General features: G+C 64.1%; 17 protein-coding genes. 10 read left to right on the top strand and 7 right to left on the bottom strand.

Annotated features, from left to right (window positions below; translation table 11 throughout):
• Positions 1–187 precede the first annotated feature (187 nt).
• Together ACSQ9E_RS17265 and ACSQ9E_RS17260 are read left to right on the top strand one after the other, a co-directional pair.
• Entirely contained in the window at positions 188–340 is a 153-nt protein-coding gene (locus ACSQ9E_RS17265; RefSeq protein ID WP_179679572.1) for a hypothetical protein, read from the top strand.
• A gap of 133 nt (positions 341–473) precedes the next feature.
• Positions 474–875 carry a hypothetical protein gene (locus tag ACSQ9E_RS17260; protein ID WP_179679573.1) on the top strand — a complete coding sequence of 134 codons (402 nt, stop codon included), beginning with the start codon at positions 474–476 and terminating at the stop codon, positions 873–875.
• Between the two features lie 57 nt (positions 876–932).
• Here ACSQ9E_RS17260 and ACSQ9E_RS17255 read toward each other — a convergent pair whose 3' ends face one another.
• Entirely contained in the window at positions 933–1,232 is a 300-nt protein-coding gene (locus ACSQ9E_RS17255; protein ID WP_179679574.1) for a hypothetical protein, read from the bottom strand.
• Positions 1,233–1,239: 7 nt separating this feature from the next.
• Complete coding sequence (locus ACSQ9E_RS17250; RefSeq protein WP_436218614.1) at positions 1,240–1,905, bottom strand: SOS response-associated peptidase; 666 nt, start codon at positions 1,903–1,905, stop codon at positions 1,240–1,242.
• A gap of 228 nt (positions 1,906–2,133) precedes the next feature.
• On the opposite strand from ACSQ9E_RS17250, the gene ACSQ9E_RS17245 reads away from it, so the two are divergent.
• Both ACSQ9E_RS17245 and ACSQ9E_RS17240 read left to right on the top strand, forming a co-directional pair.
• Positions 2,134–2,475 (top strand): hypothetical protein, encoded by a 342-nt coding sequence (locus tag ACSQ9E_RS17245; protein WP_179679576.1) that lies wholly within the window; start codon positions 2,134–2,136, stop codon positions 2,473–2,475.
• Between the two features lie 225 nt (positions 2,476–2,700).
• Entirely contained in the window at positions 2,701–2,910 is a 210-nt protein-coding gene (locus ACSQ9E_RS17240) for a hypothetical protein (RefSeq protein WP_179679577.1), read from the top strand.
• 416 nt (positions 2,911–3,326) lie between these two features.
• On the opposite strand, the gene ACSQ9E_RS17235 is transcribed toward ACSQ9E_RS17240, so the two are convergent.
• Entirely contained in the window at positions 3,327–3,704 is a 378-nt protein-coding gene (locus ACSQ9E_RS17235; RefSeq protein ID WP_157421834.1) for a hypothetical protein, read from the bottom strand.
• A 61-nt stretch (positions 3,705–3,765) separates the two neighbouring features.
• On the opposite strand from ACSQ9E_RS17235, the gene ACSQ9E_RS17230 reads away from it, so the two are divergent.
• A complete protein-coding gene (locus ACSQ9E_RS17230; protein WP_436218613.1) occupies positions 3,766–3,909 on the top strand; it encodes a hypothetical protein in 144 nt (47 codons plus the stop codon).
• A gap of 213 nt (positions 3,910–4,122) precedes the next feature.
• On the opposite strand, the gene ACSQ9E_RS17225 is transcribed toward ACSQ9E_RS17230, so the two are convergent.
• A complete protein-coding gene (locus ACSQ9E_RS17225) occupies positions 4,123–4,905 on the bottom strand; it encodes an SDR family oxidoreductase (RefSeq protein WP_436218612.1) in 783 nt (260 codons plus the stop codon).
• Positions 4,902–5,228, bottom strand: a complete 327-nt coding sequence (locus ACSQ9E_RS17220; protein WP_436218611.1) for a nuclear transport factor 2 family protein — start codon at positions 5,226–5,228, stop codon at positions 4,902–4,904. The genes ACSQ9E_RS17225 and ACSQ9E_RS17220 overlap by 4 nt, the downstream gene beginning before the upstream one ends.
• 102 nt (positions 5,229–5,330) lie before the next feature.
• Here ACSQ9E_RS17220 and ACSQ9E_RS17215 point away from each other — a divergent pair, with 102 nt between their 5' ends.
• The 5 genes from ACSQ9E_RS17215 to ACSQ9E_RS17195 all read left to right on the top strand — a co-directional run bounded on the left by ACSQ9E_RS17215 (position 5,331) and on the right by ACSQ9E_RS17195 (position 9,044).
• A complete protein-coding gene (locus tag ACSQ9E_RS17215; RefSeq protein ID WP_436218610.1) occupies positions 5,331–6,260 on the top strand; it encodes a LysR family transcriptional regulator in 930 nt (309 codons plus the stop codon).
• 202 nt (positions 6,261–6,462) lie between these two features.
• A complete protein-coding gene (locus tag ACSQ9E_RS17210; RefSeq protein WP_436218609.1) occupies positions 6,463–6,759 on the top strand; it encodes a hypothetical protein in 297 nt (98 codons plus the stop codon).
• Between the two features lie 262 nt (positions 6,760–7,021).
• Positions 7,022–7,165 (top strand): hypothetical protein, encoded by a 144-nt coding sequence (locus tag ACSQ9E_RS17205; protein ID WP_436218608.1) that lies wholly within the window; start codon positions 7,022–7,024, stop codon positions 7,163–7,165.
• A gap of 69 nt (positions 7,166–7,234) precedes the next feature.
• Positions 7,235–7,648 (top strand): hypothetical protein, encoded by a 414-nt coding sequence (locus ACSQ9E_RS17200; RefSeq protein ID WP_436218607.1) that lies wholly within the window; start codon positions 7,235–7,237, stop codon positions 7,646–7,648.
• 199 nt (positions 7,649–7,847) lie between these two features.
• On the top strand, positions 7,848–9,044 hold the full coding sequence (locus ACSQ9E_RS17195) for a metallophosphoesterase (RefSeq protein WP_436218606.1): 1,197 nt from the start codon (positions 7,848–7,850) through the stop codon (positions 9,042–9,044).
• Between the two features lie 30 nt (positions 9,045–9,074).
• On the opposite strand, the gene ACSQ9E_RS17190 is transcribed toward ACSQ9E_RS17195, so the two are convergent.
• Complete coding sequence (locus ACSQ9E_RS17190) at positions 9,075–11,462, bottom strand: EAL domain-containing protein (RefSeq protein WP_436218605.1); 2,388 nt, start codon at positions 11,460–11,462, stop codon at positions 9,075–9,077.
• Positions 11,463–11,624: 162 nt separating this feature from the next.
• Complete coding sequence (locus ACSQ9E_RS17185) at positions 11,625–11,999, bottom strand: YciI family protein (RefSeq protein ID WP_057206579.1); 375 nt, start codon at positions 11,997–11,999, stop codon at positions 11,625–11,627.
• Between the last annotated feature and the right edge of the window lie 36 nt (positions 12,000–12,035).

Genomic DNA, 12,035 nt, shown 5'->3' with positions numbered 1-12,035 from the left:
CAGAGATTGACGGGATCTTGAAGAAGACTGCAAACAAGCCGTCTTGGAAAAAGCAAACAGCCACCTTCGGGTGGCTTTTTTGTTTTCGGCGCTGCTTCCAGCTCAGTGCGCTCGCTGTTGTGGCGGGTTCTTCCAGCCAACTCGGCCGTGCGTTCGGAACAGGATCTAGGCGTTCTATCGGCCCGCCATGCCCACCGAGCTGCTTCTGCCCGGCAGCTCGCCATGGGTGCTGCTGCGTGGAGCCCTGTCTGATGTCGACCGGCGCGAGGCAAACGCGGTGCAGCTGCTGCGCGCGGCGCTCCTGGTCTGTCTATCGCCCATAGATGTGCAAACAAATTGATACACCACCGTGTACCATTGGTACCGAAGGCCCATGATTCGCGCCGTCGTAAGTGGTGCCCGCGGCGCCGCAATTGAGGCCGCACCGAAATTTGGCGATGCGCAGCGCCCCGACTGCGTAGGAGGAGGAAACCATGCTGAAGAAAATCGCGACCCTGGCCGTCGCCCTTTGCGCCGCAGGAGCTGCCCAGGCCGATGTGGGTCCACTCTACATTTCGTACCCCGGCTATTGCAATATCAAGCAGATATACCTGAATCCCGCAAATGATGTTTACGGCAAAGAAATCGGCTGTTCTGGTTCATTGAACTCACCGTTCTTCGGCACTTTCGATGGCGCATCAGGCAACATTTATGTATCGACCGTCGATGCTGGGGTTTGCCTCACAGCGTATCGATCTGACGGATTTATTAAAGGTGGCTGCACCAACGGGGTGACTTACGTCTATGGTAATCCTATCCCTTGGGTCGTAACGACATCCCTCCCACGCAAAAAACGGGGGCCAGGGGATGCCGAACTGCCCAGCATCGGCCACTGACAAATACGTGCTGTCCAAAAGCCCGCCTCGTGCGGGCTTTTTCTTGCCCCTTGTCCGCTAGTGAGGCAGCGGCGCCTGCCTATCCACGATGATAAGCCGCACACCCGGGCCGCCAAGGTCCTGCACTACGGCGCATGCCTCCAGCCATGTGATGGCGGCCTTCCCCACGCCAGCGAAGAAGTTATGGACACCACCTGGAGCGACTTCCTTGAATGGCTTGGTGCCAATGGCGGCGCATTCCTCAACCGTCACGCCGTAGTGTTCAAGAACCGCTTCGGCAGCCGCGATGGCGCGCATGCGCACGTCCTCAAGCAGCAGGCCCGCGGGGTCATCGATTGCGAGGATCTGTTCGGCCATGGCGGGCTCACTGCTCGGCGGGTCCGGCCGCGAATACTTCCACGGGCGCCAACCGCAGCAGGCCCTGTGCCTGCTCCATCGTTCCGGCCAGCCACGCATCCACGTCGCCGGCCTCGATGGGGATCACGCTGCGCTTGTCCTGCTCGGTCGGGCCCACCTTGGGGTCGGGTTTGTGCATGCGGGACATCAGCGGGTGCGCGTCGGCGTTCAGGGTGAGCATGGTGTAGCTCTCGTGCACCTCGCCCGTGCCCTTGTCCGTCCAGGTGTTCCACAGGCCTGCCAAGCCCCAGGTGTGGCCGTCTGAGCGAGCGAAGCGCCACCACACGTTCTTGCCGCTCTCCCAGTTGGGTTCATCGAAGTTGGCGGCGGGGATGATGCAGCGCTGCCCGCGTGCCCATGGCAGCTTGTAGCTGGCCTTGTCCGCCACTTCCTCGCTGCGTGCGTTGTTGGTCGGGTACTTAAGCTTGGGCTCCTTGGCGAACCAGGGGATCAGGCCCCACTGGCCAACCACCAGCTCGCGCGAATACCCGGCATCGTCGCGCGCTCGGCGGATGAATGCTCCCTGGCCGCGCGGGAACAGCACCTTGTCGAACAGCTTGGGCTGGTTGCGGGCGCCAATGTTCCACTCGCGCTCGATATCGAGCTCCTCTGCAGACACATACCTGTTGCACATCTCGGCTCCAGATGGTTGACAGGAACTGCGGGGAATTCCGCACTCCTGAAAGGGGAGCGCCCATCGTAGGCCCCTGCTCGCGGCGCGCCAGTAGGAGACAACCTAAGGTGCGAATACTACTCCTAACCTGGCAAAACACTGTAAATTCGTACAGTGTTTTTGTATGTTTTCAGGATGAGATCCGGCGGTCACCGCATTGCAGGCTCCGATCCGGCGCTACGCCAAGCCGTGCATGGCTGGCTGCTTTACAAGCGCACTCCTGCCGATGACTATGGCCCGCGCTGGGAGGCGCATCTTCTCGACAGGCCAAACGGCAGAGCGCTGATGCTGCCATTGTTCCGGGCGCGCTTTGCGCGGGTGGATGGCGTTCTTCATATCGTGGGTACAGAGGAGGGCGGTCGCACCAACACGAAGGCAAGGCCTAGCCTCTGGAAGCAGTCGTGGCTGGCTGCGCAAGATCCGGCGGACGCGCTGCCCTTTCTCGACAAGGTGTGCCTTTCCAGCGCCACCGGTTTCAGCCCCGAAGCAGACCACCTTGATGACGACCCCTATGCCCCCCTCTATGTGTGAGCCCTTGCCGGCTGTACTGCGCATGCCGCCCTTGCCCCGCGCCAAGCCGCGCGGGCGGACTTGGTGGCCGCTTGAGCAAGCGCTGCCGCTGCCAGTGGACAGCTACGAAATCGAGGCCGGGGAATTCATCTGGCGTGTTCGAGAAATCTCCACGAGATGCACTGTGTATTTGGGGCCGGGCCCGGTGCATCTCGTCCAATCAACCGCCCCGTTTTGAGACGCCTCATGTCCAATCTGTTTGAACCGCCTGCCGTCCTGCGTACGCCCACCTGGTATGGTGGCCCGCCTGACGAATCGCCGCTGGTGTTCTTGGCCGAGGCCTATCAGGCGGAGCACTTGGGCGGCCGATCCAAGGTGCGGGTCATTGCTTCGGGCGCGCTGATCTATGACGGGATTGGGCCCGTGGAAATCGCGCCCTCGGACGTACCGTTCTGATGTGGACCGAACCTGATAAGGGCTGCCTTGCCCTAGTGCTCGGCGATGAGGTAGCAGCGGGCAATATCAGCCTGCCCAGTCCTGGGGGTGCGGTCGACCCCGTCATGGTCGTGGAAGTGGACAGCCAGCGCTGCGGGCCAGTGCGGATCAAGTACCACCTCAAGATCCACAAGCACGGGAAGACGCGACATCGCTACTGGTTGGCGGTGCGTGCTTGGCAAGTCGGTAGCGCGGCGCCTGACTTTCCCTAGCCATGCTTCTATCTCTGCACATTGTGAAGGTAGAACCTGGGCACTATCGGGCCCACGTCATGAACGGATGGGAAGAGCGGGGCACCCTCGACACCATCAGCATGAGCGCCGCCATCCGTTAGGCCGCCCATGCGCGCTCGTTGGTCGACGGGATCTTCCCGGGAACTACAGCTTCGTGGCGGTCCATGGAAAAACAATGAATCCCTCGTCCCAAAAACCGGATCCGCTTCCGTCCTTGAGCCTGCCTTGTAGGGAGCGGCTACCCGGGTTTTTTGAGGGGGTCAGCTTGCCGGAACTGTCGATCTGGCCCGAGACCTCGACCGGGTTGTTCCGTGTATCGTTGTACCGGCAAAAGCCGATGAACACGCCGGTGTTTGGCAGATCGGAAGCTGGGCTGATCTCGATGGTGCAAGGTGGATACAGTCCGCCTACCAGCTCCCACCGGCCCACAAAGGGGCCGATGGTATGGTCTTCGGTGGCGTCACCGCCGCCGCAGCCGTACAGAGCGAATGGTAGTAGGAGGAGGTAGGCAAGTGTTCGCATCGACCAAATGTACTGCGATGCTTTCACAACAAGAAGGCATCTTGCGCAACAGGAGCTCACCATGGCCACCGACCCCAAAGACCACCCCCTGCACCAAGTGCCCTACAACCTGCCCGGGCCGCCGGGCGACCTGCCGCCCAGCACGGAGCAGCCAGCCCGGCCGAACGAGCCGTTGGACCCGAGCGCGCGAGACACTGCGCCCTGACTGGACGGGCGCTGGTGCAGCTATCATTGCATGGCTAGGAAGCGGCCCTGACAGGCCTTCACGCACAGCCGATTTCTCGGTTTCAGTGGACCAGCGTACTTCCGACCGATCTGCGTCGACCTCCGCTGTTGTTGGGCAAGAAAGTCCCAATCAATCTCGACTGGCGCCCCCTTTCGAAAAGACTTGCCGGCCAACCAAGTCGAGGGTTCCAAACTAAACCGTAGGAACCGTCCCGCCATCGATCACATGCTCTGAACCCGCCACCGATGCCGCGCGCGGCGACACCAGGAAGGTGATCAGGTCCGCAACCTCCTGCGGCCTGGCGGGCCGCCCGACGGGGATTCCGCCGAGCCAGTCCATCACCATCTTCTTGCCGCCCTCGTAGTCGGTGCCCGCCTGGGCTGCCATTCGCTCGGCGAATACCACCGAAGCCTCGGTCTCGATCCAGCCTGGCGAGACGCGCAGAACCCGAACACCCTTGGGTGTGACCTCTTTCGACAAGGATTTGCTGTAGGTCGAAAGGGCCCCCTTGGCCGCGGCGTAGGCGGTGGTCGACTCCGGCAGCGGAAGCACGTGCTGGATCGAGGTCACGTGCAGGATGACGCCTGCGCCCTGTGCCAGCATGGCGGGCAGCAGTGCCCGGTCAAGGCGAACCGCGGACATGAGGTTCAGGTTCAGCTCACTGAACCACATTGCATCATCGAGGGCTGCGAAGCCACCCGCTGGCGCGTTGGAGCCGCCGAGGGAATTGATCACGATGTCCACGCCGCCCCAGCGTTCGGTGACTGCCCGCGCAAGCTGTGCCACACCTTGCGCAGTGGTCAAGTCGGTCTGGACATACGCCACACCCTCCAGCGGCTTGTCGGGAGCGGAGCGCGCAGTGGTCATCACCTGCACGCCCGCATCCTGCAGGCTCTGGACGAGGGCCGCGCCCAAACCCTTGGTGCCGCCTGTGACCACGGCACGCTTGCCTTGAAGTTGGAGGTCGAAGCTCATGCCTTGATCTCCAGCGATGCGATCAGCCCGCGTTCAAGGCGAAAGCGGTAGGACAGGTCGATAGGGCTGCCTGGAAAGTTGCCTGTCACCTTGGCCTTAACGATCTGAAAACCGTCCTCACGCTCCAACGCGAACGGCACGGTTGTAGCGCTGTACTTGGCAGATGCCTCGGCCATGAAAGCCTTGATGTCATCGACACCCGTGTACGTGTGGCCATCGTCCTTCATGACGGCTTGTGCAGTGAAGCAACGCGCCAGCGCCTCGGGGTTGTGTTCGGCCGCAAAGTACGCGGCGATGGGTTCGGGAAGGGTCAAGGCGTTCATGTCGATGGCTCCATGGGGTTGATGAAGACCTGAGGATGCGCGCCGGGGTCAATTTAGGGAATATCCTAGAATCCGCATGGGCTGTGTAGAAAGGAATACATAATGCGCGGTTTCGAATTCGCTGAGCTGAAAGCCTTCGCTGCCGTGGTCGAACGCAAGAGCTTTGCCCGGGCGGCAGAGCATCTGGGCCTGTCGCCTTCTGCGCTCAGCCAGACCATTCGGCAGCTCGAAGCCCGGATTGGCACGCGCCTTCTCAATCGCACCACACGCAGCGTTGCGCCGTCGGCCAGTGGCGAGCAGCTCTATGGGCGCATCGCCCCGCTGTTCCGCGAAATGGATGCTGCAGTGGCCGAAGCCAGTGAAGCCGCAGGACAGACCACGGGCACGCTGCGCATCAACACGCTGGGGATTGCCGCGAGAACCATCATTGCGCCCAGGCTCTCACGCTTTCATCAGGCGTACCCTGATGTGGTGCTCGACATCGTGGTCGACGACGCGCTGGCCGATATCGTTGTGGGCCGCTTCGACGCGGGCATCCGCGTGGGTGGGCGGGTTGAGAAGGACATGATTGCCGTGCGCCTCACACCCGACCTGGACATGGTTGCCGTGGCGTCCCCGGGCTACCTTGCGGCCCGGGGCACGCCCAAGACCCCCGCCGATTTGCATGGCCACGCCTGCATCAACTGGCGGCTGCAGATGGACGGCAGGCACTATCAGTGGGAGTTCGAGAAAAAGGGGCAACGGCTCGATGTAGCGGTGGACGGCCCCGTCGTCACCAACCATGCCGACATTGGCGTTGCTGCTGCGCTCAATGGCCTCGGCATTGCCTACCACTTCGAGCGAGACGGCGTGGGTGAGCACCTGGCCCAGGGCCGCTTGGTCCAGGTCCTGGCGGACTGGTCGATCTCGCGCCCGGGGCTGTTCCTGTACTACCCGAACAGGCAACATCGACCAGCCCTTCTCAGCGCTTTTATCGACTGCCTGCTGGACAAGGACCTGGAAGCGGCCCCGCGCAGGCCGCAGATCGCCTGATGACGCTGCTAAGCTTTGCAAAAACATCCCATCACCGCGCCGAGATGATCATGAGGTACGTCGGGTTGGTCAGCGAAAATTGGTTTGGCGATACCTCAAGACCATTGCACGCACAGGCCCCAGGAGTAGCCATCGGCACCGGCGCATCGCCACCATGCCAGGGGTGCAGCAAGCAGCCAGAGTTATTTCAGAGAGAACCACTATGACGAGCCCAGATATGCCAAAGGACGGAGATTTCGCCTCTTACCTTGAGGGAAAGATGAGCCGTTCGGCCGAGGTACCCGACGCTGCAGGGAGCGTTGATGTGAATGCGAGCGCGCCAGCAGCTGCGCCCCGACAGACCATCGAACAGATTCTTGTCGAAGGCCAGGAACCGACTGAGGAGTTTATTGAGGAGTGGAACGCCGGACAGGGTGAGCCAGAGCTTTCGGACGAGGAACTTGAGCGGCAGGCGCTGGAGGCTCCAGGCGATGATGGCGATCCGAGCACCCCGGAGTGAGTGAGCGGAGTGGCGCAACGGAGACCCCAATTACAGTGTTCTGGATGCAACCACAGCATCCTGCCAGGATGCTGATCCATGCCTTCCGCATGCGCTCAAACGGCCACCGCCTCCAGCGCTCGAATGACCCGGGTGCATTGGTCGCCTGACCGAAAGGCCTTCCCAGACGAAGCCCGTCCAGTGCGGACTTTTTCACGACCACCTCCTACGCCCCGTGCGCTCCCCAGGCCGCCCAATGGTTCCTTTGCCCAAGGAGCGCACCATGGCCACAGACCCCAAAGACCACCTGCTGCATCAAGTGCCAGACAACCTGCCCCGGCCGCCTGGCGACCTGCCGCCCAGCACGGAGCAGCCCGCTCGTCCCAACGAGCCGTTGGACCCGAGCGCGCCAGACACTGCGCCCTGAGTCGGACGCTGGCGCACTGTCAGCACCCTTCCGCTTCGGCCTGTTTCTTCGCTCCTGCACAATTGCGCCATGCTGTCATCCCTGCAAATCGCTAAGCCGAGCCCAGCGACTTGCGTTGTGCTCTTTCTCATCAATCTTTTAGGATTCTTCCTTTGCTTAGGGGCCATCACACTGCTACGGAGCCCATGGCATAGCCCAGCGATGCTGTTGAGCCAGCTGGCTGCTGTGGCTTTTGTGCTGGCGCTTTGCGCTGCGGCGCTTGGCGGCGGTCCCGGTCGGCTACTCGCTCTGGCCGGAGCGGCCAACGTACTCGTGCTGGTCGGTGCGCTGGGCTTGGCAGCGTGGGAATTGGCAAAGGCTGCGCCTTGGCAATCGGCTGCAGGATTTGCCGCCATGGCGGGGGCAATCCCGGCCATCAATACCGTTTGGTGGCTTCTGTCCCGCCAGCGGATCGTGGCGTTGCCCGGGCATTTCAAGAGCTGAAAGTTACTCGCTCTCCCTTGCGATCCTCTGAGACTAGCGCTTGGCCTGAGTCGGCCTCGGCAGCCAGGGCAATGCGCTCCACGTTTGCGGCTTGCCCTTGCAAGGAACCAGGGCGGTCATTGCCTGCTGCACTTGCACTCATCGAACATTGATCGCAGCAAACGCACCTCCATCGCCACAGGGCTGGATATCCCGTGGTATGCCCGCATCTACCCACTTCTGCGGCCGCGCCGCGCCACCCTTGCCCGCAATGCCGCTGCGCCCGCTGACCATTCTGACAACCCTTCTGCACCTGTACATCGGCCTGCGCCTGGTGGGGGCGCTGTCTGCATGGCCGGGTGCCGGGCCTGCGCTGGCGGTGGCGTTGCTGGTCTCGGCCATCGCCTTGCCGATGCCCTTCCAGCACCGGTCCGGCCGCCGTGGCGCCGCGCACCCCGTGTGGACCTGGCTGGGCCTGCTGGCCATGGGCTGGTTCTCGTCGCTGTTTTTGCTGACGCTGCTGCGGGACCTGGTGCTGGCCGGGGCATGGGCCGGCGGGTGGCTGCAGGAGGGCGGTTCGGCACGGGCCGACAGTGCGGCAGCGGTGGTGGTCGTGGCCACGCTGGCATCCCTGCTCGGGTTCTGGAACGCGCGCCGCACGGCTGGGGTGCGGCGCGTGGATGTGCCGTTGGCCGGGCTGCCTGCGGCGTTGCATGGCTTCACCATCGTGCAGCTCAGCGACCTGCATGTGGGGCCCACCATCCGGCGCGGCTACATCGCGCGCATCGTGAGCCGCGTGAATGAACTCAAGGCCGATGCCATCGCCATCACGGGTGACCTGGTGGACGGCAGCGTGGCCGAGCTGCGCGAGCACATTGCGCCGCTGGCCGACCTGCAGGCGCGCCACGGCAGCTTTGTGGTGACGGGCAACCACGAGTACTACGCCGGCGCGCTCCCATGGGTTGCGGAGCTGCGCCGGCTGGGCCTGCGCGTGCTGCTCAACGAGCATGCGGTGCTGCGGCAGGCTGCGGGGCAGGGCGATGGCGATGCGTTGGTGCTGGGCGGCGTGACCGACTTCACGGCCGGGCACTTCGATGCCAGCCATGCCAGCGATCCGCAACGCGCACTGGTGGGCGCGCCGCCCGAGGCCCTGACCCGCGTGCTGCTGGCGCACCAGCCGCGCAGTGCACCGGCCGCTGCGCAAGCGGGGTTCTTGCTGCAGTTGTCGGGCCACACGCATGGCGGGCAGTTCTGGCCGTGGAATCTGTTCGTGCCGCTGCAGAACCCCTTCGTGGCAGGGCTGCACCGGCTGCAGACGATGTGGGTCTATGTGAGCCGCGGCACCGGCTATTGGGGGCCGCCGATGCGGCTGGGGGCGCCGTCGGAGATCACGCTGATCAAGTTGGTGGCGGCCTGAGGGGGCCACCCGCTTCATTCGGGATGCCCATCAACGCGCTTGGCGGCCAAGCCCACCCACCTCAGGCGGCGGGTCCCACGCGCGGATCCAGCCCATCAGATCCTGCAGCGGCATGGGCCTGGCAATGCCATAGCCCTGCAGGCCATCGCACCCCAGGTCGCGCAGGGCCTGGGCGTGCGCCAGGGTTTCCACGCCTTCGGCGATCACGCTCCGGTTGAAGGCGTGGGCGAGGCTGACGATGCCGCGCACCAGGGTGCGGTCGCGCTCGTTGTCCAGCATGTCCCGCACGAAAGACTGGTCGATCTTCACGGTGTGGGCGGGCAGGCGCTGCAGGTAGGTGAGCGAGGAGTAGCCGGTGCCGAAATCATCGATGGAGCACCGGATGCCCAGCTCGCTCAGGCCCTGCATGACATAGGCCACGGCAGACAGGTCGTTGAAGGTTTCGGTTTCCAGCAGTTCGACCTCCAGAAACTGCGAGGGCAGGGCGGGGTATTGCCTGAGCAGTTGGGCGGCTTGCAGCTGAAAGCGGCTGTCGATGAGGGTGGATACGGTGATGTTGATGCTCAGCGGCAGCGGGTTGCCCTGGGATGCCAGGGTGTGCCCGGCCTGGAAGGCGGCGTCCAGCACCCAATAGTCCAGCTTGTTGGCCACCGGGGTGCCCACGATGTCTTCCAGGAAAGCGCCCGGCGCCAACAGCCCCCGTTCGGGGTGGTGCCACCGGATCAGGCACTCTGCACCGATGACCTGGCCGTCGGAGATGCGGACCTTGGGCTGAAAGAACAGCTCCATCTCGCCTTGCAGCAATGCGTCTTCGACCAGCTTGGCGGTGTGCCTGCGCGCTTGCACCCTCTGGCCTTGCTGAACGTCGAACACCACGATGCGGTCTTTGCCCTGCTCCTTGGCGGCGTACAGGGCCAGGTCCGCGTGGCGCAGCAGGCCGTCGGCGTCGGCCATGTCGTCGGGGTAGAAGGTGACCCCTGCGCTGCAGGTCAGGCGCAGGGCGATGCCATCGAGCGTTGCGGTCTGCGCAAGTGCCAGGCGCAGGCTTTCCAGCTGCTGCAGTGCGGCATCGGCGTGCGGGCAATTTTTCAGCACGACGGCGAATTCATCGCCCCCAGTGCGCCCGATGAGGTTGTCGGCACCCGCCTCTTTTCGCAGGCGCTGGGCAAACACCCGAAGAAACCGGTCCGCCACGGGCTGGCCCCACTGGTCGTTGAGGTCCTTGAACTGGTCGATGTCCAGCAGGCACAGGGCCAGCACGCTGTGGGTCTGCGCGCCATGCTGCAAGCTGGCATTGAGCTCTTTGGTGAACAGGCGCCGGCTTGAGAGGCCTGTGAGGGCGTCGTAGTTGCCAAACTGCTGCAGCACCTGCTCCAAGTGCCGTTGCTCGGTCACGTCCTTGCCGATGGAGACCCACTTGCGCACCACACCATCGGGGTCCCGGATGCCTTCGATGGTGACTTCCGAGACAAAGTCTTCGCCATTTTTGCGGCGCCGGATCAGCTCGCCGTGCCATCGGCCCCCGCGCTCAATGGCGTGCGCCACCCGGCGCAAAAATGCGGCCTGCCCGTCCTCGTCGATGCGCAGAACGGCAGATGATTTGCCGATCAGCTCTTCGCGCGAATAGCCAAGCACATGGCTGTACGCCGGGTTGACATCCAGCACGGTGCCGTCTGGCTGCACGATGGCGATGGTGTCCTTGCTGTTGACGAACACGCTGGCGGCCTGGCGCGCTTCGGCGAGCAGGGTCTTCAAGGTCTCGGCCGTCTGGGCCAGGGCATCTTCTCGCTGGCTCAGCTTCTGCGTGTTGTCCAGCAGAAAACCCAGCAGAACGGTGCCGATGGGGTAGACCACCAGCACGGCCAGCCACGACCGCGCGGTGACCGCCCGTGCGATGTCTGGCGGCAAGGTCTGTATGGCCAGCATGCCGCCTGCGGCAAGGCTGAAGCCAAGCCCCACCAGCCAGAGCCCATCGGACAAGGTGCTGCCAAGGCGCAGGGTGGAGAAGAACGGCCGGTGGCGCTGCCAGAGCCAGCCGATGGCGGTGGTCAGCGCAATGCCGACCATGGCGGGGCCACTGCCGATGCCGCCCAGGCTGAGCCGGTAGGCGCCCAGCACCGCCGCGCACAGCAAGGCGCTCAAGGGCGACAGGTAGGCCCCGGCAAGCCCGGTCATCACCAGCCGGGTGTCGACGATCACGCCCTCGGCCAAGCGCAGGGGCACGAGCATGGTCAGGATGCCGGTGACGCCGAACATGAGCCCCGTGACCCAGGGCAGCCATCTGCGCCGCTTGTGCACCACGGCCGGGTCGGGGTGGCGCTGGCCGCTGATGACGATGCTGTACAGCGCCGCCAGAAACGACAGCAGCCCGGCATTGATTCCCATGTCCTGAATCAAAGACGTCGTGTCGATGTTCATGGCGCCCTCTGGAGCGGTTGTCCAGACATCATAGGCAAAGACGCGGCGGATGGGGTGTTATCTCGCAGCCCCTCGCACCAAGGCGGGGCCCTGGGGCCGTGCCCGGCATGCGGGCGCTGGGTGGGGTGCCCGGCATGCGCCGGCCCACCCCGGGGGGCAGGCTCAGGTGGCTGCCAGGAAGAAATCCATGGGAATCAGCTCGACGCCCCAGCCGCCGGCCTCGCCCAAGGTGGCCGCCGGATGCATCGCCGCCAGACGCACTGCCTCTTCGCGGCTGTCCGCCTCGATGATGAAGAGCCCGCCCACCATCTCCTTGGACTCGGTAAATGGCCCGTCGCTGATCTGCGCCTTGCCGCCGCGTGGGCGCAGGCTGACCCAGTGCTCGGTGTCGCCCAGCGACGCGGACACCAGCACCTTGCCGGTGGCACGCATCTTCTCGTCCAGGGCGGGGCACTGGCTCACCAGGGCCTGCACGTCGGCGGGCGCCATGGCGGCGAATTTCTCGGGGGTGAAGTAGGCGAGGCCGAGGTATTTCATGGCGGAATCCTTTGGGGGGTTGATTGCTCCATTCTT

Origin of the sequence: Acidovorax sp. LjRoot118 (assembly GCF_964253575.1) — a bacterium.
In the GTDB taxonomy this organism is placed as follows: domain Bacteria; phylum Pseudomonadota; class Gammaproteobacteria; order Burkholderiales; family Burkholderiaceae_C; genus Acidovorax.
This window is presented reverse-complemented; position numbering and strand designations above follow the sequence as displayed.

Excerpts from the sequence above, each read along its gene's own strand:
- ACSQ9E_RS17250 (WP_436218614.1), bottom strand. The coding sequence starts at position 1,905 with ATGTGCAACAGGTATGTGTCTGCAGAGGAGCTCGATATCGAGCGCGAG.
- ACSQ9E_RS17210 (WP_436218609.1), top strand. The coding sequence starts at position 6,463 with ATGACGAGCCCAGATATGCCAAAGGACGGAGATTTCGCCTCTTACCTT.
- ACSQ9E_RS17225 (WP_436218612.1), bottom strand. The coding sequence starts at position 4,905 with ATGAGCTTCGACCTCCAACTTCAAGGCAAGCGTGCCGTGGTCACAGGC.
- ACSQ9E_RS17220 (WP_436218611.1), bottom strand. The coding sequence starts at position 5,228 with ATGAACGCCTTGACCCTTCCCGAACCCATCGCCGCGTACTTTGCGGCC.
- ACSQ9E_RS17240 (WP_179679577.1), top strand. The coding sequence starts at position 2,701 with ATGTCCAATCTGTTTGAACCGCCTGCCGTCCTGCGTACGCCCACCTGG.
- ACSQ9E_RS17255 (WP_179679574.1), bottom strand. The coding sequence starts at position 1,232 with ATGGCCGAACAGATCCTCGCAATCGATGACCCCGCGGGCCTGCTGCTT.
- ACSQ9E_RS17185 (WP_057206579.1), bottom strand. The coding sequence starts at position 11,999 with ATGAAATACCTCGGCCTCGCCTACTTCACCCCCGAGAAATTCGCCGCC.
- ACSQ9E_RS17230 (WP_436218613.1), top strand. The coding sequence starts at position 3,766 with ATGGCCACCGACCCCAAAGACCACCCCCTGCACCAAGTGCCCTACAAC.
- ACSQ9E_RS17215 (WP_436218610.1), top strand. The coding sequence starts at position 5,331 with ATGCGCGGTTTCGAATTCGCTGAGCTGAAAGCCTTCGCTGCCGTGGTC.
- ACSQ9E_RS17260 (WP_179679573.1), top strand. The coding sequence starts at position 474 with ATGCTGAAGAAAATCGCGACCCTGGCCGTCGCCCTTTGCGCCGCAGGA.
- ACSQ9E_RS17200 (WP_436218607.1), top strand. The coding sequence starts at position 7,235 with ATGCTGTCATCCCTGCAAATCGCTAAGCCGAGCCCAGCGACTTGCGTT.
- ACSQ9E_RS17190 (WP_436218605.1), bottom strand. The coding sequence starts at position 11,462 with ATGAACATCGACACGACGTCTTTGATTCAGGACATGGGAATCAATGCC.
- ACSQ9E_RS17265 (WP_179679572.1), top strand. The coding sequence starts at position 188 with ATGCCCACCGAGCTGCTTCTGCCCGGCAGCTCGCCATGGGTGCTGCTG.
- ACSQ9E_RS17235 (WP_157421834.1), bottom strand. The coding sequence starts at position 3,704 with ATGCGAACACTTGCCTACCTCCTCCTACTACCATTCGCTCTGTACGGC.
- ACSQ9E_RS17205 (WP_436218608.1), top strand. The coding sequence starts at position 7,022 with ATGGCCACAGACCCCAAAGACCACCTGCTGCATCAAGTGCCAGACAAC.
- ACSQ9E_RS17195 (WP_436218606.1), top strand. The coding sequence starts at position 7,848 with ATGCCCGCATCTACCCACTTCTGCGGCCGCGCCGCGCCACCCTTGCCC.